This window comes from Microbacterium sp. P03 (assembly GCF_043556235.1).
Classification (GTDB): domain Bacteria; phylum Actinomycetota; class Actinomycetes; order Actinomycetales; family Microbacteriaceae; genus Microbacterium.
The window spans coordinates 111818-134395 of record NZ_JBIGIM010000005.1 but is presented as its reverse complement, the minus strand read 5'-3'; the positions used below and the strand labels follow the sequence as shown (position 1 = coordinate 134395).

16 protein-coding genes are annotated in these 22578 nt (G+C 70.5%); 6 read left to right on the top strand and 10 right to left on the bottom strand.

The window, feature by feature from the left end:
- Positions 1–23 precede the first annotated feature (23 nt).
- The gene (locus ACFXOO_RS13570) at positions 24–2183 is read left to right on the top strand and encodes a glycosyltransferase (RefSeq protein WP_378854210.1); all 2160 of its coding nucleotides are present in this window, start codon (positions 24–26) and stop codon (positions 2181–2183) included.
- Positions 2180–3475: a glycosyltransferase gene (locus tag ACFXOO_RS13565; RefSeq protein WP_378854212.1), complete on the top strand. Its 1296-nt coding sequence runs from the start codon at positions 2180–2182 to the stop codon at positions 3473–3475. Before ACFXOO_RS13570 ends, ACFXOO_RS13565 begins: the two co-directional genes overlap by 4 nt.
- A gap of 12 nt (positions 3476–3487) precedes the next feature.
- Here ACFXOO_RS13565 and ACFXOO_RS13560 read toward each other — a convergent pair whose 3' ends face one another.
- Together ACFXOO_RS13560 and ACFXOO_RS13555 are read right to left on the bottom strand one after the other, a co-directional pair.
- Complete coding sequence (locus ACFXOO_RS13560) at positions 3488–4171, bottom strand: hypothetical protein (protein ID WP_378841697.1); 684 nt, start codon at positions 4169–4171, stop codon at positions 3488–3490.
- Between the two features lie 32 nt (positions 4172–4203).
- Positions 4204–5214: a LacI family DNA-binding transcriptional regulator gene (locus ACFXOO_RS13555; protein WP_378841695.1), complete on the bottom strand. Its 1011-nt coding sequence runs from the start codon at positions 5212–5214 to the stop codon at positions 4204–4206.
- A 105-nt stretch (positions 5215–5319) separates the two neighbouring features.
- On the opposite strand from ACFXOO_RS13555, the gene ACFXOO_RS13550 reads away from it, so the two are divergent.
- From ACFXOO_RS13550 to ACFXOO_RS13540, 3 genes are read left to right on the top strand one after another with little or no spacing between them, the layout of a single operon-like run.
- Positions 5320–6045 (top strand): ThuA domain-containing protein, encoded by a 726-nt coding sequence (locus ACFXOO_RS13550; RefSeq protein ID WP_394563868.1) that lies wholly within the window; start codon positions 5320–5322, stop codon positions 6043–6045.
- The gene (locus ACFXOO_RS13545) at positions 6024–7109 is read left to right on the top strand and encodes a Gfo/Idh/MocA family protein (protein WP_394563867.1); all 1086 of its coding nucleotides are present in this window, start codon (positions 6024–6026) and stop codon (positions 7107–7109) included. Before ACFXOO_RS13550 ends, ACFXOO_RS13545 begins: the two co-directional genes overlap by 22 nt.
- On the top strand, positions 7106–8635 hold the full coding sequence (locus tag ACFXOO_RS13540; protein ID WP_378854222.1) for an alpha-N-arabinofuranosidase: 1530 nt from the start codon (positions 7106–7108) through the stop codon (positions 8633–8635). Before ACFXOO_RS13545 ends, ACFXOO_RS13540 begins: the two co-directional genes overlap by 4 nt.
- 34 nt (positions 8636–8669) lie before the next feature.
- Here the strand turns inward: ACFXOO_RS13540 and ACFXOO_RS13535 are convergent, their stop codons facing one another.
- From ACFXOO_RS13535 to ACFXOO_RS13510, 6 genes are all read right to left on the bottom strand, one after another.
- On the bottom strand, positions 8670–9209 hold the full coding sequence (locus tag ACFXOO_RS13535) for a WHG domain-containing protein (RefSeq protein ID WP_394563866.1): 540 nt from the start codon (positions 9207–9209) through the stop codon (positions 8670–8672).
- 154 nt (positions 9210–9363) lie between these two features.
- On the bottom strand, positions 9364–9933 hold the full coding sequence (locus ACFXOO_RS13530) for a hypothetical protein (protein WP_378841685.1): 570 nt from the start codon (positions 9931–9933) through the stop codon (positions 9364–9366).
- Positions 9934–10002: 69 nt separating this feature from the next.
- Positions 10003–12282 carry a glycoside hydrolase family 3 N-terminal domain-containing protein gene (locus ACFXOO_RS13525; protein WP_394563865.1) on the bottom strand — a complete coding sequence of 760 codons (2280 nt, stop codon included), beginning with the start codon at positions 12280–12282 and terminating at the stop codon, positions 10003–10005.
- 17 nt (positions 12283–12299) lie between these two features.
- Positions 12300–13184, bottom strand: a complete 885-nt coding sequence (locus tag ACFXOO_RS13520) for a carbohydrate ABC transporter permease (protein ID WP_378841681.1) — start codon at positions 13182–13184, stop codon at positions 12300–12302.
- Positions 13184–14224: a carbohydrate ABC transporter permease gene (locus ACFXOO_RS13515; protein WP_394563923.1), complete on the bottom strand. Its 1041-nt coding sequence runs from the start codon at positions 14222–14224 to the stop codon at positions 13184–13186. The genes ACFXOO_RS13520 and ACFXOO_RS13515 overlap by 1 nt, the downstream gene beginning before the upstream one ends.
- 7 nt (positions 14225–14231) lie before the next feature.
- Positions 14232–15524 carry an extracellular solute-binding protein gene (locus ACFXOO_RS13510; RefSeq protein WP_378841735.1) on the bottom strand — a complete coding sequence of 431 codons (1293 nt, stop codon included), beginning with the start codon at positions 15522–15524 and terminating at the stop codon, positions 14232–14234.
- Between the two features lie 207 nt (positions 15525–15731).
- On the opposite strand from ACFXOO_RS13510, the gene ACFXOO_RS13505 reads away from it, so the two are divergent.
- The gene (locus ACFXOO_RS13505) at positions 15732–16757 is read left to right on the top strand and encodes a LacI family DNA-binding transcriptional regulator (RefSeq protein WP_378841677.1); all 1026 of its coding nucleotides are present in this window, start codon (positions 15732–15734) and stop codon (positions 16755–16757) included.
- A 32-nt stretch (positions 16758–16789) separates the two neighbouring features.
- Here the strand turns inward: ACFXOO_RS13505 and ACFXOO_RS13500 are convergent, their stop codons facing one another.
- Both ACFXOO_RS13500 and ACFXOO_RS13495 read right to left on the bottom strand, forming a co-directional pair.
- Positions 16790–17962 (bottom strand): ROK family protein, encoded by a 1173-nt coding sequence (locus ACFXOO_RS13500; protein WP_378841733.1) that lies wholly within the window; start codon positions 17960–17962, stop codon positions 16790–16792.
- A 110-nt stretch (positions 17963–18072) separates the two neighbouring features.
- Positions 18073–22359, bottom strand: a complete 4287-nt coding sequence (locus ACFXOO_RS13495) for an endo-1,4-beta-xylanase (RefSeq protein WP_394563864.1) — start codon at positions 22357–22359, stop codon at positions 18073–18075.
- Positions 22360–22578 lie beyond the last annotated feature (219 nt).

The following is a 22578-nucleotide window of genomic DNA, read 5'->3' as shown; positions in this document are numbered from 1 at the left end:
CCGCGACACTGTCAGGAGCACTCGTGGGAGTTCAGACCACACTCGATGCCGTCGCCTCGGCGGCCTCCATCGTCGACGCGATGCGACTGGCCGACGACCTCGCCTTCGAGGCGGGTCGCGACCCGGGCGTGCGCACCGTGCGGCTGCTGCGCGGCGCCGTGCGCGGTGACGACGAGCTCGTCACCATCGCGGCGATCCACGCGCTGGCCGAGGTGTTCGACGGTGAGGCCGGTCGGTTGCTGGTGAGCCTGCTCTCGGACGAGCGCAGCTTCGTGCGCGAGCACACCGCCTGGGCGCTCAGCTCGGGCCTGCCGCGGATCGAGGCCATGGCGCGGCTGCTCGGTCTCGTGATCGGCGGCGGGTTCACCGGCATGATCGCGCAGTCCACGCTCGAGCAGTGGTCGGGGGCGATGCCCGAGGCGCTGTTCGTGGGGATCGAGTCCGCGCTCCTGTGCGAGACCGACCCCGAGGCGCGTGCCCGACTCGTCGAGACCCTCGGGCTGGTCAGGGAATCGTTCGCGACCGATCCGCTGCTGCGGATCGCCGCCGACGTCGATGAGCGGGAGCCGGTGCGCGTCGCGGCCGTGGCGGCCCTGGGCCAGCGACCTGGAGCGCCCCGCGTCGAGAAGGCGCTGCGAGCCCTCGCCGAGGGCGAGTCGTTCCTGGCCGAGGTCGCACGGCTGTCTCTGGTCGACCTGGCCCCGGCCGATCCGCAGGAGACCTCGGCCCATCGCGAGGGGCTCTCGGTCGCCCAGCTGTTCCTGCACGCCGACATCGATCCTCAGCTGAGTGCCGCGGGCGCAGGTGACAACGGCGGGATCGCCACCCTGCTGGTGCGGCTGGGCAACGCGCTCGCCGACGACCCGCACACGGGCATCCGTCGGGTCATCACGCTTTCGCGCGGATCGATCCACGAGGCGGGCGGCGACCTGCAGACGATTCGTGCGCACGTCGAGGGTCACGTCTACGGCCACATCCCCCTCCTTCGCGAGCCGATGTCGTCGGCGGCGGCCTGGCCGCTCCGCGTCGTCACGCGACGGGGCATCCGGCGCATCCTCCGGGCTGCGGGCGGTGTCGATGTGCTGCACCTGCGCATGGCCGACGTGGGCGCGCTCGCCGCTGCGGACGTGGCTCGGGAGCTCGGCATCCCCGTCGTGTTCACGGTCGCGCCCGATCCGCATGCGGTCATCGAGTCGATGGACCGCTCCGGCGCGCTGACGCGCACCGACTTCGGCCGCGTCGACGTGACGGAGCACTTCTGGTTCCGCACACGGCTCGTGCAGCGGCTCGCCGCGAACTCGTCGCACACGGTGTTCTTCCCCCGTGCGCGGCTCACCGAAGACATGCGTCGACTCGTCGGCATCGACATGCTCGCGCACGCGGAACGCCACACCGTCGTGCCCGAGGGGGTCGACCTCGCGACGGTCGACGCCGCGGTCGCCGAAGCCCGCACCGCGGCGAGCGGCGGGACGGTCGCGCCGGCGTTCGCGCAGCTGCGCGCGCTGATCGACGAGCTGCCCGCCGAGCGACGCGGCCTGCCGCTGGTCATGAGCGTCGGACGTCTGCACCGGGTGAAGGGAATGGCGACCCTGGTCTCGGCGTGGGCGAACGGGCCCGCCTCCGCGCACGCGAACCTGCTCGTGGTCGGCGGCGATCTGGAGCGGCCGTCGGTCGACGAGCGCGAGCAGCTCGACCTGATCGCGCGCGTCGTGCCCGAGGAGCAGCGAGCCGCGCGCGGGCTGCTCCTGCCCGGACACCGGTCGAACGACATCGTCGCCCGGTGGATGGCGGCGACGCGGGTCGGAATGCCGGGTGCGAACGCTGCGGGTGGCGTCTACGTCTGCGCGAGCATCAAGGAGGAGTTCGGCATCGCCCTGCTCGAAGCGATGGCGAGCGGTCTGTTCGTCGTCGCCCCCGACGGCGGCGGGCCGGCGACGTACATCGAGAACGGGGTGACGGGCATCCTCACCGAGACGTGGAACGTCGCCGCGCTGGGGACGGCGACGGATGCCGCGATCAGGGCCGCGCAGTCCGAGACCGATTCCGACCGGGCCGAGCGCGGACGGGCGATGGTGCAGGAGCGTTTCACGATCCAGCAGATGTCGAGCGCACTCGGCGAGGTGTATCGGACCGTCGCCCGCGAAGAGCAGGCTCTCGTCGAGCTCGCGGGCACGCTCTCGTGACCCTCCTCGTCATCAGCCCCGACTACGCCTCGCACCTCCTGCCGCTGGCGACGCTCGCCACGGCCTGGCAGGCGCGCGGCGAGCGTGTCGTGGTGGCGACCGGGCCGGCGACGGCGGACATCGTGGCTGCGTTCGGATTCGAGCGCGTGGACCTGCGGCTCGGTCGCGGCGCCAACGCGGGCGTCATCCGCGCCGACGAGCAGCCGCGCGACGAGGGGGAATCGCTGCGGGGGTTCTTCGACGCGACGCGCGAGAGCGCGGTCGCGACACTGCGCTACCAGGCGGCCGAGCGGCTCACAGATCTGATGTGGCAGCCCGCCGAGGCATCCCGGGCCGTGCTCGCCATCGTGGGCGACCTCGAACCCTCGGCGATCCTCGTCGATCATCTGGCCTTCAGCGCGCGCGTCGGGCTGCAGACGGCGGGGGTGCCGTACGCCGACGTCGTGCTGGGGCACCCGACCGCCCTCCCGGTGGGCAGCGAGGTCTACGGGTTCCCGCCCGCCTGGCCGGCGGCGATCCGCCCCGACGCGGCCGCTCTGGCCGATCTGCGCGCCCTCTGCCTGAGGGTGTCGGAGCGCTTCACCGACGAGTGGAACCGCACCGTGCGCGAGCTCGACCCTGACGCGGCGCCGACCGACGACGCGTTCGCCGAGCACGGTCCGCTCGTCCTGTACAACTACCCCGCAGAGCTCGCGGATCCCGCCCGGGAGTCGTTGCTGCCGCCGCATCGGTATCTCGGCTCGACGCTGCGCGCCGAGCCGGCGGATGCGCAGGTCGACGCCTGGCTCGACGACGACGCGCCGTTCGTCTATGTCAGCTTCGGGAGCTTCCTCTCGGTGCGCGGCGACGTGCTCCGTCGTGTCGCAGACGCGCTGCGATCCCGAGGGCTGCGCGCGGCCATCGCCACGGGCTCCACCGATCCCGCCGAGCTGGGCGAGCTGCCCGCGTCGTGGCTCGTGCGCGATTACCTGCCCCAGGTGCGCCTGCTCGGGCGAGCGGCGGCCTCGGTCACGCACGGCGGCAACAACTCCGTCACCGAGGCCGTCGGCTCGGGCGTCCCGCTCCTGGTGCTGCCGTTCTCGACCGACCAGTTCGCCGGAGCGGCGGCCATCGAGTCGCGGGGCTTCGGAATCGCGCTCGACCCGAACAGCGTCGACGTCGACGCGCTCGCCGCCGGGCTGGAGGCACTGCTCCACCGGGACACGCGCGCACGGGCGAGAACGGATGCCGCGGCCTCCGCCGCCCGTCGGCGGCCCGGTCCCGAGATCGCGTTCGAGGCGCTCCGCGGCTGAGGCCCGGCGACGTCAGGACGCGTGCTCCGGCCGATTGCCGGCGACGAGTTCGGTCATGGCGGCACGCTCGCCGGCGGCCATGCGGTAGCGCTCCATGAGGGCGGCGTTCCGCTCGTAGCCGACGCCCGCACGCACCTCGCCTTCATGGTGCAACGCGTAGACGCGGCCGGCGTGACGCCGGGGCGGAGCGCCGAGCAGGGTCTGGTGCGCGAGATACCAGGCCGCGTCCTCGAAGCCCCAGCCCCGGAACCGCTCGTCCTGCCCGGCGTGCGCCTCCCAGGTGCGTCGCGTGGTGACGTACACACCCGAGCACGCGCCCTCGACGTACTGCTCCACCGAGCAGTCGATCGGCGCGGTGCCGGCGGCGAACTGCGCGGAGCCCTCCGCGCCCAGCCAGCGGTACTCCGAGTAGGGCAGGTTCACGAGACCGTTCACGGATGCTGCGGCCACGGCCGCCCGCAGAGCCTCGGGTTCGGGAAGGGTGTCGGCGTCGTTCACCACGATCACCCCGTCGGGGTCCTCCATCGACGCCACCGCGAGATTGCGACAGCGCGCCAGCACGAACACATCGTCGTCGGTGTCGATGGTGCGCACGGCGAACTCGGGCAGCTCGTCGCGGTACCAGGCCCGCACGCGGTCGAACGCGTCGAGGCGGGACGGCGCGGGCCGCCAGGGGATCACGACGGGGATGGGCACGCGTCGACTTTACGGCGCCATCGCCGCGCCGTTCACACCTCGGTCGAGCGACGGGCGATGAGCGTGGCGGGGAGCTCCACGAGTGCGCGCTCCAGCGGCGCCCCGGCGGCGTGCGCGGCGAGCGCCCGCACGGCCGCGGCGGCCATCGCACGGATCGGCTGGCGGACGGTCGTCAGGGGCGGATCGTGGCGACGCGACCACGGAAGGTCGTCGAAACCGACGACGCGCACGTCCTCCGGCACGCGCAGGCCGCGGTCCGCGGCGGCGGCACAGACCCCGTACGCCATCTCGTCCGCGCAGGCGAAGACGCCGACGGGCCCGTCGGCGGTGTCGAGCCCCGAGAACGCCCGTCGCGCTGCGGCGAACGCGGTGCGCTCGCCCCAGTCGGCCGTGAGTCGCTGGATCGGGGCATCCGGGATCGCCGCTCGCACGGCCGAGACGAAGCCGTCCGCACGCGCGCGCCCGAAACGGTAGGTGGGTGTGCCGCTGACGACGATGAACCGGCGCGCTCCCGTCTGCACGAGGTGTTCGCCGGCGGCGCGTCCGCCGCTCTCGTCGGTCGTGCGGACGCTCACCACGGGCAGGCTCTCGTCGCCGCGGGGGTCGAGCAGCACGAGAGGGATGCCGGCGTCGGCGAGCACCGCGAGCTGCGAACGCGTCGGCAGGATGAGCCCGAGCACCGCGCCCGACGACCCCCGGGCTCGGATGCGGGCGGGCCAATCGTCATCGGGGGCGTCGCGCTCGATCGTGAGGACGAGGTCGCCGCCGGCCTCGGCGGCCGCCCGCTGCGCGCCCGCCGTCACCTCGCCCGCGTACTGACTGTCGAAGTGACCGAGCACGAGATCGAACAGCGCGGGGCGGGCACCTCGCGGACGCCCGCGTCCGTCACCGTCCCGCGAGTAGCCCAGTGATCGCGCCGCCGACGACACTCTCGCCCGTGTCGAGGGGTCGAGGTCGCCGCGACCCGCGAGGGCCCGCGACACGGTCGACACGCTCACTCCGCACGCGACGGCGACGTCGTCGAGGGTGACGCGGGGCGGCATGGCTCCATTGTCGGTTATTTTGCGCAAGAAGATCGCCGCGGCGGCGACCGGGTGGCAGTCTCGAGGGGCGCGGGCGCAGCCGCTCGCCGCCCGAGGAGGACGCAGATGTCGAACGAACCTGGAGCCGCCGCCGCTCACCGCAGCGCGTTGATCGTACGAGGCGGCTGGGACGGTCATCAGCCGGTCGAGGCGACCGACCTCTTCGTGCCCTTCCTCGAGCGCAGCGGATTCGCCGTGCGGACCGAGGACTCGCCCGAGGTGTACGCCGATGCCGCTGCGATGGCCGACGTCGATCTGATCGTGCAGTCGGTCACGATGTCGGAGGCGAGCCGCGAGGCGGTGGCCGGCCTCCAGCGGGCCGTCGAAGGCGGCGCGGGACTCGCCGGCTGGCACGGGGGCATCGCCGACTCCTACCGCGCGAGCTCGGACTACCTGCACCTGGTCGGCGGTCAGTTCGCGACCCACCCCGGTCGCGATCCCGAGCAGCGGCCGGGGGGCGAGACCGACAACTTCCTGCCCCACACGATCGAGATCACCGACCTCGGGCGCGCCCATGAGATCACCGCGGGCATCGAGGACTTCGACCTCGTCACCGAGCAGTACTGGGTACTCACCGACGACCTCAATGATGTGCTCGCGACGACGACGCACCCGGTGCAGCCGTATCACCCGTGGCATCGCCCGGTCGTCTCGCCCGCCGTCTGGACGCGTCTCTGGGGAGCCGGGAGGGTCTTCGTGGCCACGCCGGGGCACGACGTCGGCATCCTGCAGGACGCGAACGTGCGCACCCTGATCGAGAGGGGGATGCTGTGGGCGAGCCGCACGGTGTAGGGATCGTCGGACTCGGGGTCATCTCGCGTCAGTACCTCGACACGCTGCGGCCGAGCGCCGCGGTCCGCATCGCCGCCCTGGCCGACCTCGACGTCGAGCGTGCCCGTGCGGTCGCGGCCGAGATCCCCGGCGCCCGAGCGCTCTCGGTCGCCGAGCTCGTCGCGGACCCCGAGGTGCGGACGGTGCTCAACCTGACCATCCCCGCGGCGCACGAAGAGATCGCCCTCGCCGCGATCTCGCAGGGCAAGGACGTCTACGGCGAGAAGCCCCTGGCTGCGTCGATGGAGGCGGCGAAGCGGATCATGGACGCCGCGGCGCAGGGCGGGGTCCGCGTGGGATCCGCTCCGGACACCGTCCTCGGCACGGGGGTCCAGACCGCCCGCGCCCACGTCGACGGCGGAGCCGTCGGAACGCCGATCTCAGCGACGGCGACGTGGGTGTCGGCAGGTCACGAGGCGTGGCATCCGCACCCCGACTTCTACTACCAGCCCGGAGGAGGGCCCCTGCTCGACATGGGGCCCTATTACCTGACGAGTCTCGTTCACCTGCTCGGACCCGTCCGCTCCGTGTCGGGGATGACCAGCCGCACCCGCTCCACGCGCACGATCGGGTCGGGCGCCAGAGCGGGCGTGCAGATCCCGGTCGATGTCGACACCCATGTCACGGGTGTTCTCGAGCACGCGGACGGCGCGCTGTCGACGGTCGTGATGAGTTTCGACGCGCTGTCGACGACGGCGGCACCCATCGAGGTGCACGGCACCGAGGGGTCGATCATCGTCCCCGATCCGAACAACTTCTCCGGCGTCGTGCGTCTCACGACGCGCGGCAGCGACGGATGGGAATCCGTCCCCGCGGCCGCGGGCTTCGAGGAGGCCGGTCGGGGGGTCGGCCTGCTCGACCTGATCCACGGGCCGGCACGCGCGTCCGGCGCGATGGGCCTGCACGTGCTCGAGATCATGACCGCCCTGCTGCGCTCCGACGGTGCCCGCGTCGCCGTGGCCTCCTCCGTCGAGCGGCCGTCCCTGGTCCCCCTCACCTCAGCACATTCCTGGAGTAGCATATGACCGCTCGCGCCCATGCCACCATCGATCTCGCGGCGGAGGGGGCCACGATCAGTCGGCACCTCTACGGACACTTCGCGGAGCACCTGGGGCGGTGCGTGTACGGCGGATTCTGGGTCGGCGAGGACGCCGCGATACCGAATGTGCGCGGCATCCGTCTCGATGTCGTCGACGCACTGCGTGCGCTCGACGTCCCCAACCTGCGCTGGCCCGGCGGCTGCTTCGCCGACGAGTACCACTGGCGGGACGGCATCGGTCCGCGCGCGGACCGGCCGACGATGGTGAACACGAACTGGGGCGACGTCATCGAGGACAACGCCTTCGGCACCCACGAGTTCATGGACCTCTGCGATCTGCTCGGGGCGGACGCCTACGTGAACGGCAACGTGGGCAGCGGCACGGTACAGGAGATGAGCGAGTGGGTCGAGTACCTCACCCGCGCGGGAGACAGCCCGATGTCGCGCCTGCGCCGACAGAACGGGCGCGACGAACCGTGGCGGGTCCCGTTCTGGGGCCTGGGCAACGAGGCGTGGGGCTGCGGCGGCAACATGACACCCGAGTACTACACGAGCCTCGCGCGTCAATTCGCCACCTTCGCCAAGAACCACGGCGACAACACCCTGCAGCGCATCGCGGCCGGCGGCTCCGACGACGACGTGCGATGGACGCGCGTCCTGATGGAATCGGCGATGGGGGGAGGCGCCCCGTTCCCCGTGCCGTCACCTTTCCAGTCGATCTCGTTCCACTACTACACGCACTCCGGCAGCGGCATCGGCACCGAGCCCGCGACCGGGTTCTCGCCGGAGCAGTACTTCCGCACGCTGGCGGCGGCCGCAGATGTCGAGCGCATCATCAGCGCGCATGAGGAGGTCATGGACGCCTACGACCCCGAGCGCGTGATCGGACTGGTCTGCGACGAGTGGGGCACGTGGTGGCATGTCGAGCCCGACACGAACCCCGGCTTCCTGTTCCAGCAGAACACGATGCGCGACGCGCTGGTCGCCGGCATACACTTCGACGTCTTCCATCGGCACGCGGCCCGCCTGCGCATGGCCAACATCGCGCAGACGCTCAACGTGCTGCAGGCGATGATCCTCACCGATGACGACGGCGGGTTGGTGCTCACGCCCACGTACCACGTGTACGAGATGAACAAGGGACACCAGGACGCCGCGTCCCTGGCTGCGACCGTCGTCGATGCCCCCTCGTGGGAGGGCGCGGACGGGAAGGGGTCCACGACACTGCCGCTGCTGTCGCTGTCGGCTTCCGCGAAGAACGGCGCGGCCCTGGTGTCGCTGTCGCACCTGTCGGCCGACGATGACCTCGAGGTGAGGATCGACCTCCACGGACGCTCGGCCTCGGTCACGCGGGCGCGCGTGCTGACGGCCGACTCGGCCACGGCGCACAACACCCCTGAGCGGCCCGACGCCGTCGCACCCGCCCCACTGGCTGCACAGATCAGTGACGGCGTCCTCGAAGTGCGGCTGCCTCCGCACGCCTTCGCCACCGTGGAGCTCGCGCTCGCCTAGCTCGTCCGCCGGGAAAGCGGCGTGCCCTCGTGGGTCAGGTGGTGCGCCGCGCAGCGACGACGTCGGTCCATTGCGTGAGGGCGACGATGAACCCCCGTACGAGTCGCCCGAAGCTGCGATCGACGTCGGCGCTCAGGGCGAACGCACCGGCGGTCTCGTACGACACGAAGCCGTGCAGGGTGGAGCGGAACGCGCGAATGGCGTCGACGGCGTCATCACCTTCGAGCCGATAGGCGGTGAGCACATCGGCGACGATCTCGATGGCGGCGGCCGAGACGTCCTCGTCTTCGACGTCGCCGGGCGCGGGTCGGAAGTTGGACGCTTCGTACCGCGCCGGATGCCGCCGCGCCCAGTCCCGATACGCGTACGACATCGCCTCGATCGCGTCCGCGCCCGAACGCCCCACGGAGGCGCGCGCGAGCACCTCGCCGAGCTCACGCTTGGCGTTCACCGCGATGTCGCGATGCAGACCCGCCATCGAATCGATGTGCTTGTAGAGCGACGGCTGGCGCACGCCCAGCCGGTCGGCGAGGGCCGCCAGGGTGAGCCGGCCGAGACCCACTTCGTCGGCCATGACAGCCGCCTCTTCCGCGACCCGGTCGCGGCTCAAACCCGCCCTAGGCACAGGTGCTGCTCCGGTACACGATCATCCGGCTAACTATGGACTCCTCGGCGGCTAACGTCAATAGCCAAGCGGGACGCCCGCGCCGGGAAGGGTCGGCGCCGGCTCAGCTCCACGTCCAGCCGGCCAGCACGGACTCCGAGAGATCCGTCCGATCCGCATCGCCGACCGTCGGGCTGAACGAGAAGGTCACCACGTAGGTCTGCCCGTCCTGCGAGACGTAGTACTGCTCGATCTGGTAGTCCGTCCCGCTCGCGGCCAGACTCGCCGACAGGTGCGCGGACTCCGATCCGGCAACGGTCACGCGGTCCTGCACCGTCACATCCGCCGCGCCGGCGTCTTCGAGCTCGCTGACGCCCTGCGTCTCCACCTGCTCGGGCGTCACCTCGCCGGCGGGTGACAGCACGACGTTGACGTTGTCGGCGAAGCCGTCGGTGTCGGTGAGGTCCGCCGCCAGCGAGTCCACGCCGGCCGGCTTCTCGCCCTCCGGAATGTCCCAGCCCTCGGGGACGGCGAACGAGTAACCGGTGCCGGTGATGGTCGTGCCCGAGGCGGGCGCGGTGGTCACTTCGGGAGCGCTGCTCTCGGACGAATCCGTCGAGGAGGCACTCGCACAGCCGGTGAGGGCGAGGGATGCGATGAGGAGGACGACCGCTGCGCGGGAGATTCGAGGCATTCCGCGAGCCTAGCGGGCACGCGCGACTCCGGGACGAACCGACGGCGTCCTGTCACGGACGCGGCGCCCTCACACCGCGACGCCGCGCGCCACCCGCACACCGCACACACGTGCATCCGCGGCCGTCACGGCGTGTGCCGGTCCGGTGATCTCCACCGTGACCTCCGTCTCGCGGTCCGCGCACGACGACCCGACCCAGAGGTCCACCGTGCCGGGTTCGACGATGCGCACGCCGTCGACCCCGGTGAACGCGAGCCGTGCCGTGGGCACGTCGAAGTGCACCGTCGCCGATTCGCCGGGCTCCAGGGACACGCGCTGATAGGCCAGGAGCTGAGCGACGGGTCGCGTCACGCTCGCGAACACGTCGTGCGCGTAGAGCTGCACGAGATCGACGCCCGCGCGCTCTCCGGCATTGCGCACCTGAACGCTCACCGAGACGGTGGAGCCCGCCGGGGACGCGGCATCCGTTCTCAGATCCGAATGCACGAACGACGTGTAGGTCAGACCGTGACCGAACGGGCGCACCGGTGTGCTGTCGGCGCTGGTGATCTCGGTCGGCCCGCCGAGCAGGGGGTGCAGGTACGAGAAGGGCTGCGCACCCGCCGACCGGGGGAGCGACACCGGGAGGTGGCCCGAGGGGGAGAGCCGGCCCGAGATGATCCCCGCCAGGGCGGAACCGCCCTCCTCGCCGGGGAAGAACGACTGCAGCGCCGCGGCGACGGCGCCGTCGCCGTCGAGCGCCCAGCCGATCGCGTAGGGCCGTCCGGACAGGGCGACGAGCACCACGGGGGTCCCGGTGGCGACGACGGCTTCGACGAGCTCGCGCTGCACGCCGGGCAGCTCGAGGCTCTCGACGTCGTTGCCCTCGCCGACGGTGCCGCGGCCGAACAGGCCGGCGCGGTCGCCGACCGCCAGGATCGCGACATCCGCCTGGCGCGCCGCGGCGACCGCATCGGCGATACCCGAACGGTCATCGCCCTCGACCTCGCACCCGAGCGCGGTGAGCACCCGCGCGGAGGGCAGCTCAGCGCGGATCGCATCGGTCAGCGACGGGATCTCGAAGCCGAGGGGAACGCCCGGGTGCAGCGCCAGAACGTGATTCGCGAACGAATAGCACCCCATCAGGGCGTGCGCGGAGTCCGCGTTCGGGCCGATGATCGCGATCGTCGCGGCCGTGTGGGCGGACGCGAGCGGCAGCGTGCCGTCGTTGGTGAGCAGCACCACAGACTCTGCGGCCAGCGACCCCGCCACCCGCCGATGCGCGGGCGAGTCGAGATCGACCGCGCGCGGCGGCGTCGAGAAGTCGGCGTCCAAGAGGCCGAGCTGCTCCTTCTGGGTGAGGACGCGCAGCACCGCCCGATCGACGAGGTCGTCGTCGACGGACCCGTCGCGAAGGCCCGCGGCCAGCAGGGGGAATGCGTCGCCGCCCGGCAGCTCGACGTCGATCCCGGCGCCGAGCGCGAGCTCGGCCGCAGCCTTCCGGTCGACGGCGACCGCGTGCATCGTGTGCAGGAACGCGACCGAGAAGTAGTCCGAGACCACGACGCCGTCGAACCCCCAGTCGTCACGGAGCGTGTCGGTCAGGTAGGCGGGGGTTGCCCCCACGGGCATGCCGTCGATCTCGGCGTACGAGTTCATGACCGACCGCGCACCTCCGTCGCGCACCGCCATCTCGAACGGCGGGAGGAGCACATCGGCGATCTCGCGGGCCCCCGCATGCACGGGAGCGTGATTGCGCCCCGCCTGCGACGCCGAGTATCCGACGAGATGCTTGAGGGTGGCGTGGATGCCGGATTCCTGGAGCCCCTGCACGTACGCGGTGCCGATCGTGCCGACGACGTACGGATCCTCGGCGATGCACTCGTCCACGCGTCCCCACCTCGGGTCGCGGATGACGTCGAGCACGGGAGCGAGGCCCTGATGGATGCCGAGCTCGCGCATCGATCCGCCGATGAGGCGCCCCATCTCGGCCACGAGCTCGGGGTCGAAGGCCGCACCCCAGGCGAGCGGAGTCGGGAAGGTCGCCGCCTGCCAGGCGGCGAGTCCGGTCAGGCATTCCTCGTGCACGATGGCGGGGATGCCGAGACGCGTCTCGGTCTGCAGTCTCCGCTGTTCCGCCCACAACCATTCCGCCCGCGCGATCGGCTCGACGGGCCGCGTGCCGTACACGCGGGTGAGATGCCCGAGCCCGTGCGCGCTGGCCTCTTCGTATCGCGTCGAGGTCGCCATCTCGCCGGCCATCGGGGCCACGAGCTCGTCGCCCTGGTCGACCCAGAAGCCGACGAGCTGGGCGAGTTTCTCCTCCACGGTCATCGAGGCCAGCAGGGCCTGCACGCGCGCCGAAGCCATGGTGCCGCTGCCGGCGGTCACCCCTTCACCGCGCCCGTCAGACCGCCCACGATGCGACGCTCGAACAGGCTGAAGAACACCAGCGCGGGGATCATCGACAGCGAAGTGAATGCCAGGACGCGCGCGGTGTCGACCGAGTACTGCGAGGCGAACGCCTGCGTGCCGAGCGGCAGGGTGAACACGCCCTCGTTGTTGAGGATGAACAGCGGAAGGAGGTAGCCGTTCCAACTGCCGATGAACGCGAGGATGCCGACGGTGATCACTCCCGGGAGTGAGAGCGGCACCACCATCCGCCAGAAGAACCCGAGTCGGCTGCAGCCGTCGATGGCGGCCGCCTCCTGCAGTTCGTTCGGGATCGCGGCCAGGAACGGCACCAGGATGATGATCGTGATGGGGAGCGCGAAGGCGATCTGCGGGACGATCACCCCGGCGAGCGAGTTCATCAGCCCGAGGTTGCGCACCAGCACGTAGAGGGGCGTGATGGCGACCGTCATCGGGAACATCAGCCCGGCGGCGAACGTCGCATAGATCAGTCCGCGACCGCGGAACGAGTACCGCGACAGGGCGAAGGCCGCCATCAGGCCCAGCGCGACCACGAACACCGTGGTGGCCATGGCGGCGATCAGCGAGTTGCCGACCTGGCGCCAGAAGACGCCGCTGGAGAGCACCTCCACGTAGTTCTGCCACTGCCACACCGTCGGGAAACCGGAGGGATCGAGCGTGATCTCGGAGTTCGAGCGGAATCCGCCGATGACGATGTAGGCGACCGGAGCGAGCATCAGCCCGATCAGCAGGAGTGCGATGAAGTAGATGACGAAGGTCCCCACGCGCCTTCTGCCCGCTCCCGACTGCTGCAGCGGTGGCCGCTTGTACCCGGGCGCGGTGAGTGTTGCGGTGGCCATCAGAGCTTTCCTCCTGTGAGGGCGCCGGCGGTGTCTCGTCGCAGCACGAAGCGCTGATAGACGAGGGCGACGATGAGTGAGATGAGGAACAGGACGACGGCGACGGCGTTGCCGTAGCCGTAGCTGCCGGCGTTGCGACCGTTCGCGACCATGTAGGTCGCCATCGTCGAGGTTCCCGCGGTCGAGGCGACGTACTGGCCCCAGATGATCCAGACCAGGTCGAACAGCTGCAGCGACCCGATGATGGAGAGGAAGGCCCAGATGCGAACGGTGGGTCCGAGCAGCGGAAGCACGATGTAGCGCTGGGTCTGCCAGTACGACGCACCGTCGATGGCGGCGGCGTCGGAGAGCTCCTCGGGAACGCCCTGGAGTCCTGCGAGGAACAGGATGACGGCGAAGCCGACGTACTTCCAGGTGATGATCACCAGGAGGGTCCAGATCGCGATCGAGGGATCGGACAGCCAATCGGTGGCGAAGGCGCCCAGGCCGAGCTTGTCGAGCATGCCGTTCACCGAGCCGCTCGACTGCAGCATGAGGCTCCAGCCGATTCCCACGACGACCTCGGAGATGACGTAGGGGACGAAGATCAGCACGCGGATGAGCGACTGGAACCGCATCTTCCGGTTCAGCAGCAAGGCCAGCGCGATGGCGACCGGGCCCTGGAGCACGAGCGACATGATGGCGATGAAACCGTTGTGGCCCAGCGCTTCGATGAAGTCGGGGTCGGTCAGGATGACGATGTAGTTGCGGAACCCGACGAAGTCGACCGCGGGGCCGTATCCCGACCAGCTGAAGAAGCCGTAGTAGGCGGCCAGGACGACCGGGAAGATGACGAAGGCGACGAAGACGAGGAGCGCCGGCCCGATCAGGAGGACGAGTTCGAGGCGCGGGCCCCACCCGGAGCCGCGGGATCGTGTGCTCCGGGTGCCACGCGAGCGGGGGGCCCCGGTGGGGGGCAGCGCATCTGCGCCACCCCCCACCGGGCCGGGGATCCCGGGCGCGTCCGCGGAGGTCTTCGTGGTGTCGCGCACGGAAGCCATCATGAGCTCAGGACTTCGAGGCGGCGGCGTTGACGGCGTCGACGATGTCCTGGGCGCTGCCCTGGCCCGCGAACATGTCCACGACCGCGACGTTCAGCGCGTTGCCGATGTTCTGTCCATAGAGCGTGTCGAGCCAGACCGACACGTACGGGGCCTCGTTGTAAGCGGCCAGCACTGCCTGCAGAGCAGGATCGGTCACGACGCCCTGCGCGTCCTGCGACGCGGGCAGGGTGACGAATGCCTCGGCGTAGGCTTCCTGGTTGTCCTGCTCGAGGGCGAAGTTGAGGAAGTCGACGCACTCCTTCGGGGCGTTGACCCAGCAGGAATAGCCGTCCACGCCGCCCATCATCGCGCCGGGCTCGCCGTCGCCGCCCTCGACCTCGGGGAAGGGGAACCAGAGCAGGTCGGCCTTCGGCTGCTGGTCGGGGGTCAGCGGGGCGATCACGCCCGGATCCCATGCGCCCATCAGCTCCATGGCGGCCTGGTTGTTGGCGATCAGGCCCGCCGACGAGCCTGCGCCCTGCTGAGCCGCCGTGGTGAGGAAGCCCTCGTTGAAGGGCTTGGTGTCGAGGAACGACTGCAGGTTCTCGCCTGCGGCAAGCCAGCAGTCGTCGTTGAACTCGCGGCTGACGGCGGCTTCGTCCATGACCTCTTTCGAGCACGCGCGCAGGGCGAAGTTGTAGTACCAGTGAGCGGCGGGCCAGGCGTCCTTGGCACCGACCGCGATCGGCGCGACGCCGGTGGCGGCGAGCGCGGTGTTCGCGGTCTCGAGCTCCTCGATGGTCTTCGGGGTCTCGGTGATTCCGGCGGCGGCGAACAGGTCGCCGGCGTAGAACATGCCCGACGGCAGCACGGCGGTCGGAACCCCGTAGATCTTGTCGTCGATCTCGAACGCGGAGATGACGCCGCCGAGCGCCGTCTTCGTCGCGTCGGTGAGGCCGTCGGTCAGGTCCATCGCCTGACCCGCCGTCACGACGTCGGCGAGCTTTCCGCCACCGCGGGCCATGAAGATGTCAGGTGCGTCGCCGGAGTTTAGCGCGGTCTGGAGCTTGCCGTCCATCTCCTCGTTCTGCACCGATTGGATCTCGATCGTGACGCCGGGGTTGGCCGCCTCGAACGCGGCGACGGTGTCCTCCCAGTACGCCTTGCCGGGGCCGGTGGTCGAGTTGTGCCAGAACGTCATCGCGACGTCGCCGCCGCTGTCTGCGGAATCGCCGGACCCGCCACCGGAGCAGCCGCTCAGTGCGAGCGCTCCCGCGACCAGAACGGCCGATCCTGCGAGGAACTTCTTGCCGTACATGTGATTTCCATCCTCTTCGTTGAGTGACACCTCATGCCTCGAGGTGCGGATTTGCGATTGGTACTCGTCTGCGCGGCTCTGCTTCGCGCCGCATCCGACTCCGGGTGGGGGGTCGATGATCGACCTCCGGGTGGACATAGCGTGACATTGACAACAAATAACGTCAAACGTTTTCGAAAACCTTTTCCACGACTACGCTGAGCGGTCATGGGACGGCGAACGACGATTCACGATGTGGCGGAGGCCGCCGGCGTTTCGATCGCCACCGTGTCGAAGGCCGTGAACGGCCGCTACGGGGTGGCCACCGAGACCGCCGACCACGTTCTGAGCGTCGTGAAGGAGCTCGGGTACGAGTCGAGCCTCGTCGCCAGCAGCATGCGTTCGCGCAAGACGGGTGTCATCGGCGTGCTCGTCGCGGACTTCGAGCCCTTCAGCGCGGAGATCCTCAAGGGCGTCGCCGCCGAGCTCCACACCTCGGGCTACGACCTGCTCGCCTACAGCGGCGCGCGCCAGCAGGGGAGCGAGGGCTGGGAGCGCAGGTCGCTCAGTCGCCTGAGCGGGACTCTCATCGACGGGGTGATCATGGTGACGCCGACGGTCGTCAACGTGACGGCGGAGGTGCCGATCGTGGCCATCGATCCGCACACGGGTCCCGCCGATCTCCCCACCGTCGAGTCGGACAGCTTCGGCGGCGCCCTCCAGGCGGTGCAGTTCCTGATCTCGATCGGCCACACCCGGATCGGCTTCGTCGCGGGACGACCCGACCTGCGTTCGTCGATCCTGCGTGACGCCGGCTATCGGAAGGCGCTGTCGGATGCGGGTCTGCGCTTCGATCCCGCGCTCGTGGGTGCGGGGCTCTACGAGCAGCACACCGCGCGCGGCGCGGCAGCGGAACTGCTGACGCGACCGGATCGGCCCACCGCGATCTTCGCCGCCAACGACCTGTCGGCCTTCGCCGTCCTGGAGGTGGCGGCCGAACTGGGGCTGGCGGTGCCGGCGGACCTGTCCGTGATCGGCTTCGACGACGTCCCCGAGGCCACGCAGATGGTGCCGCAGCTCAGTACCGTGCGCCAGCCCATGCAGCGGCTGGGGGCGACGGCCGCGACTCTCCTGGTCTCGCTCATGAACGGCGACTCCCCGGAGCAGACGCATGTACGCCTTCCCACCCGACTGGTGCCGAGGGCGACGACCGCTCCGCCCCGCGAGGGTCGGGACGAGGCCGTCGGCGCGTGAGACGCGACGCCTCAGCGGACGGAGAGGACGCCTCAGCGGACGGAGAGCCGGTGGCGGAGGCCGAGCGGATCGGCCAGCAGCTCGCCGAACGCCGCCTCCGCGGCGCCGATGAGCAGACGGTCCTCGGCCAGGACGGCGACGCGGATGTCGAGGCCCTCCATGCTCGCCGGCATCGCGAAATCACTGACGGCGGCGGTGAGGCCGGGCAGATCGCGCTCGGCGATCGTCGCGAGGAACCCGCCGAGGACCACGACCGAAGGATTGAGCACGTTCACCGCATTGGCGAGGGCCGTGGCCAGGATGCCGCGCTGGCGCACGAGCTCCGCGGCCGCCGCCGGATCCTCGGTCGCGGAGAGCAGCGCGGCCAGCGTCGGCTCGTCGGCTGAGCCCACGCCCACGACGTCGAGCAGCCGGGCACGGCTCACCTCGTCCTCGAGGACGCCTCCCCGGGCGCGCCGGTCGGAGTCGGCGGCGATGCCGGGGCGGTTCTGTCCGAATTCGCCCGCGTAGCCACCGGCGCCGCCCACGGGCATCCCGTGGACGATCAGCCCTCCGCCGATGCCGCTCGCCCCGCCGTTAAGGTAGACGACGTCATCGATGCCGCGCGCGGCGCCGAACAGATGCTCAGCGAGGGCTCCGAGGCTGGCATCGTTGCCGACGGCCGTCGGCAGACCGGTGGCGGCGGCGACGAGATCGCGGACGGGTTCGTCGACCCAGTTCAAGTGCGGGGCGTTGCGGACGAGTCCGTCGGCGACGCGGACCAGCCCGGGGACGGCCAGGCCGATCGCCACGATGCGCGCGTCGGCGAGCGGTCCGGCACGCCACTGCGAGATCCGCTCCGCGACGAGCGCCGCGGTCTCGGCCGGGGTGATCAGGCGGTCGAGATCGATGCGTTCGCGGACCGGGATGCCCCGGTCCAGACCCACGGCCGCGATCGTGAGCGCGTCGACCTCGGGATTCACCGCGATCGCGAGGACGCGCGACGCGATCGACACGATCGGAGACGGTCGGCCGACCCGGCGGGACGGATCCGGAGCACGCTCCTCGACGAGACCTCCGCGGACGAGTTCGCCGACGAGGTCGGCGACGGTCGACCGATTGAGGCCGGTGAGTTCCGTGAGGGTGGCTCGCGACAGCGGGCCTTCGAGGTGCACGAGCCGGAGGATGCGGGCGAGATTGCGCTGGCGGACGCCCTCGGTGCTCATGCCGGACAGATCGCTCACGGAACTCACCATAGAAGATCGGCCGGGGTGAGCCCGTCGTCGGTCGCCCCGCACCGCGCGTTGCGGTGCGGGGCGACCGGCCCGAGCGAGGATCAGAACAGCTGCACGAGCAGCCCCACCCCGCTGGTCGAACCCGACGTCGTCGGGGTGCCACTGAACTCGGCGCGCACGATGTAGATGCCCGTTCGCAGACGCGGCAGCGTGACGCTCACCCTCCCGTCGGCACCCACGGCGACCGGCGCCCCCACCGCGGCCCCGTTGACCGTCACCTGCACGGTGCCGCCCTCCAGTGCTGCGGCCGACCTCACCACGATCGTGGCGGTGGTGCGCTGGTTCCCGATCGAGAGCACCCGTGAGAGCGACAGACTCGTGCGGGATGTCGCCAGGACGGCGACGGACTCCGACGCGGCGGTCCCCGAGTCGAGACCCGGGGCGGAGGCCGTGACCACCACCGAGATCGCTGAGCCCGCATCCGCCCTCTTCACCCGATAGGTCGCGGCGGTCGCCGAAAGGATGTCGACGCCGTCGGCCTGCCACTGGTAGGCGAAGGTGGCGCCCGCAGGCTCCCAGATGCCGGCATCCGCTCGCAGTGTCCGTCCGACCTCGGGTGTCCCCGAGATCGACGGTGCGACCGTGTTGACGACGGCGGTCGGCTCGGGGGCTTCGGCCGCGACGAGCTGTCCGACGCCCCACCGGGCGGTGGACTGGTAGCCGGCGCCGGTGGGGTCGGCCCAGTTGCGGATGCCGCTGCGCTGCCCGTTCGAGGCGTCGTTGACCTGGAAGTCCAGGCCGTGGAAGGTGCCCTCCCCGCCGTACTCGAGAAGGCTGATCGCCGCCTCGACGACGTATCCGCCGTCGACGAGTGTCGTCGCGCTCTGCACGCGGTTCCGCTGGAACGGCTCATCGCCGGTGCCGAAGGAGACGGCATTGGCCGCACTGATCCGGATCTGCGAGTCGTCGTAGCGGTACGAGCCGTTCTTCGCGTTCCCCGGATCGACGAAGATCTCGACCGAGTCCTGGATCCAGGGATCGGAACCGGTGACGTCGACGACCGGATCGGCGACCTCCGCCAGCACGTACAGCGTCTGATCCCGCCACAGCGTGCGGACCGTGGCCGTTGCGCCGCCCGTACCCTCGACCTGCTTCTCCGTGACGATGGACCCGGCCACGGACCACGCGGGGTCGACCGATCCGTCGATCGCCGGTGCATCGGCGGTGGCTGCCACCTCGAGGTAGGACACCGGCTCGAGCAGCGTGAGCGTACCGAGGGCTCCCGGGGTGTTCCATCCGCGCACGGTCGTGCCGTCGGTGACACGGACGTCCACGTCGAGCGTGGCCCCCTGTGCGACGGCCGTGCTCAGCGGCAAGGTGGCGACCATGTCGTACCCTCCGTCGCGCTCGGCGACGACGGCATCCACGTCTCCTCCTCCGGTGCGGCCCGCGGTCACGGTGCTTCCGCCGTACTCGAACGCCACCCCGTCCGTCACCTCGGGGGTCGCGTCCTCGACGCGGACGTACGCGGTCAGGTGATCCGGGCTCCACCGCAGCTGGAAGGAGGCCGATTCGTCGATCGTGTTGAGCGGCAGCTTCCGCCACTCGAGCGATGCGGGTGCATCGGCGTCGAGCGGCACGTCGCCCTGGAACACGTTGGCCGTGCGCGGACGGGCCGGCAGGTCGAGGTCGGCCGCACCGTAGTACGCCGGCTTGCCCTGCAGCGCGTCGTCGAACAGCAGCGGGGCGCCCGAGCCGGAGCGCCAGCTCCGGCCGTCCGTGAGACCCCAGACCGTGACCGAGAACAGGTCGTCGGCGTGCTCGCGGAAGGCCCGGAACGCGTCGCGGTAGTAGTAGGCCTGTTCGATCAGGCTCGCCGGGGTGACCGGGGTGCCCGTGGTGACGTCGAGCTCGGTGACGGCCTGGGTCACCGGGAGGTCCTCGAAGGCGACGATCGCGTCCTCGAGCGCGGTGACGGGGAAGGACAGGCTCACGTGGAACTGGTGGCCGACGCCGTCGACCGGAACCCCGCGCGCCAGCATCCGCTCGACGAGTGCGTGCAGACGCGCCTGCTTGCCGGTCTGCTCCGTGTTGTAGTCGTTGATGATCAGCGTGATGGGCCGGTCGGAACCTTCTGCGGCGAACTCGCCGTTGAACGCGTCATCCGCGTACTGGAATGCGAGGTCGATGAACTCCTCGCCCAGGATCCGGTACCACTCGCTGCGGCGCAGCCCGTCTTCGTATTCGTTGCCGTCGGAGACGACCTCGTTGACGACGTCGAACGCGACGAGCGGGTTGGTGTCGCCGCCGAACTCCCCGTAGGTGTCGCTCAAGTGCTGCGCGACCGAGTAGATGTGCGTGCGCAGGCGGTCGCGCAGAATCTGCTGGTCCGCCTCACCGTCGGTCAACGGCTGACCGTCGTCGTCCTGGAAGAAGAACGCCGGTGTCTGGCTGTGCCAGGCGAGCGTGTGACCGTAGACCCGCAGATCGTTATCCTGCGCGTACGCCATGAGCGTGTCGGCCTCAGGGTTCGGCGTGAATTCACCCGCCGCGTCGTACCAGGCCTCGGGCTTCATGTAGTTCTCACTCGTCACCTGGTCGAAGTGGCGAAGGAGCAGATCGGATGCCGGACCCGTGGTCTCGCGGGAATCGATTGCGACACCGACGGGGAAGTCCGCCGTGTCCTTCAGAGGCAGAAGGTCTTCGACGGTGCCGGGGCCGGGGGTGGCCACGGTGATGTCGTCGAACAGCAGGTCGGACGTGTTCGTGCCGTTGTAGTTCGTCTCGAAGTACAGCAGGGCGCTCTCAGCGGGTCCCATGGTGAACGTGGCGGTCACCTCGCTCCACCCGCTGTTGGTCACACCGGTGAACTGGCCGATCGTCGAATAGCTCGTCGCGCCGTCGTTGGTGCGCGCCATGCTCAGCCACACGGCGTCCGTGGGCTGGCCGGGTGCGAAGCGCACCCACGCGGACAGGTCATAGGTCACTCCGGTCTCGAGGATGCCCGTCACATCACGGCCGATGCCGCTTCCCTGAGAGGTCCGCGCGGTGACCGCGGCGGCCTGCGCTCCCGCGTGGGCATCGGCGGTCGTGATCCCGACGCTCGGCGCGCCCGATCCGCTGTCCCGAGGTGCCCAGCCGTCCAGTCCGTCTTCGAAGTCGGTGCTGATCGCGGTGGTGCTCTCCGATGCCGGCGTGCCCACCGGAAGCGTGAACTCCCAGCCGGCGGCGAGCCGCTCCGAGACGACGGTCGTGACCGCCGCCAGCGTGCCGTTGCGGTCGCCGCCACCGTCATGGGTCAGGACGATCTCGCCCGGCTTGATGGCGGCGCGCAGGTTGGCGGTGAGGGTCGGGACGTCTTGCGTCGCCCAGTCGTTGATGGTGTTCACGACGGCGAGGGGCTGCATGCCGAGCGACACCGCGGCGGCCGGGGTCTGGCCCCAGCTGCCGTTCGGAGCACGGAAGAACGGCACCTGCGCGTTCGGATCGCCCAGTGCGGTGCGGATGATCTCGAGGTTCTGCGCCATCCGCTCGCGGGCAGCGGACTGCGAGAGCGAGCCCATGTCGTCGTAGGTGGTGGAGTGGTTGCACAGCGTGTGTCCCTCGGCGACGATGCGCTTGAGGATGTCTGCGCCGCCGGGAGCGGTGATGTTCTGACCGATCACGCAGAAGACCGCGCGGATGTCGTTGGCGGCGAGGTAGTCGAGCAGGGCCGGCGTGGTCCCGGGGTTCGGGCCGTCGTCGAACGTGAGCGCGGCGACGTCGCCCGTGCCCTGTGCGAGGCCGACGGGTGTGGGGACGGGGTTGACCGCTCCGCCGGGGACGACCTCGGCGCCCGGTGTGCCGCCGTCATCGGTGGTCACCTCGATGTCGTCGACCAGGTAGCTGTAGGGGCCGGTCAGATCGGCGGTGCCGATGTACACCTGCAGGGACGCGGCATCGGCGTCGGCCGGCACGGTGAACTCTCCGGTGACGGTGGTCCAGGCATCCGCCGTCATCGTGGTGTCGCCGATCCACGTGTAGGACGGCTTCATGACGAAACGCACGCCCGCCGTACCGACCGTGCCCTCGGCGAGCCGGGTGCGCATCGAGAAGCTGTACGACGAGCCGGGCGTGTAGATCCCCGCCGGGCTCTGCAGCCCCACGTAGTCGGCATCGCGGTCGGTGACGAGCAGGGCCTTGCCGCCCTCGATGTCCACGACGCTCAGGGTGCCCGGGCCGCCGCCGCTCGCTGTCCACGCGCCGGTCGTTCCATCCTCGAAGTCCACCGCGGATATCGGAATCGGATCGGCGGTGGCGGCGGAGGCCGGCAGCACCACCAGGGTCGCCGCCGCGAGGGCGGCGGTCGAGATGACGGTCAGAACACGACGAATCGAGTGGCGCATCATGGGGGCGCTCCTTTGCGCTGGGGTTTGTGGCTTGGGCCAACATATGAGCGCGCGATGAGGTCACGGGCCGACCGTTACCGGAAAGTTGCGAAAACTCTTCGAAAGTTCCGGCGAGATTCCGCGGGCGCGGGCGCCCCTACTGTCGACTCCGTTTTCGGTCGGCCATCGTCGTCCGCACGCCTCGCCCGTGTGTGAAAGTGGGGGCCCCGACGACATGTG

Coding starts and splice junctions, on each gene's coding strand:
- ACFXOO_RS13555 (WP_378841695.1), bottom strand. CDS start 5,214: ATGCCGCCCCGCGTCACCCTCGACGACGTCGCCGTCGCGTGCGGAGTG.
- ACFXOO_RS13550 (WP_394563868.1), top strand. CDS start 5,320: ATGTCGAACGAACCTGGAGCCGCCGCCGCTCACCGCAGCGCGTTGATC.
- ACFXOO_RS13540 (WP_378854222.1), top strand. CDS start 7,106: ATGACCGCTCGCGCCCATGCCACCATCGATCTCGCGGCGGAGGGGGCC.
- ACFXOO_RS13535 (WP_394563866.1), bottom strand. CDS start 9,209: ATGGCCGACGAAGTGGGTCTCGGCCGGCTCACCCTGGCGGCCCTCGCC.
- ACFXOO_RS13530 (WP_378841685.1), bottom strand. CDS start 9,933: ATGCCTCGAATCTCCCGCGCAGCGGTCGTCCTCCTCATCGCATCCCTC.
- ACFXOO_RS13525 (WP_394563865.1), bottom strand. CDS start 12,282: ATGGCTTCGGCGCGCGTGCAGGCCCTGCTGGCCTCGATGACCGTGGAG.
- ACFXOO_RS13520 (WP_378841681.1), bottom strand. CDS start 13,184: ATGGCCACCGCAACACTCACCGCGCCCGGGTACAAGCGGCCACCGCTG.
- ACFXOO_RS13515 (WP_394563923.1), bottom strand. CDS start 14,224: ATGGCTTCCGTGCGCGACACCACGAAGACCTCCGCGGACGCGCCCGGG.
- ACFXOO_RS13510 (WP_378841735.1), bottom strand. CDS start 15,524: ATGTACGGCAAGAAGTTCCTCGCAGGATCGGCCGTTCTGGTCGCGGGA.
- ACFXOO_RS13505 (WP_378841677.1), top strand. CDS start 15,732: ATGGGACGGCGAACGACGATTCACGATGTGGCGGAGGCCGCCGGCGTT.
- ACFXOO_RS13500 (WP_378841733.1), bottom strand. CDS start 17,962: ATGAGCACCGAGGGCGTCCGCCAGCGCAATCTCGCCCGCATCCTCCGG.
- ACFXOO_RS13495 (WP_394563864.1), bottom strand. CDS start 22,359: ATGATGCGCCACTCGATTCGTCGTGTTCTGACCGTCATCTCGACCGCC.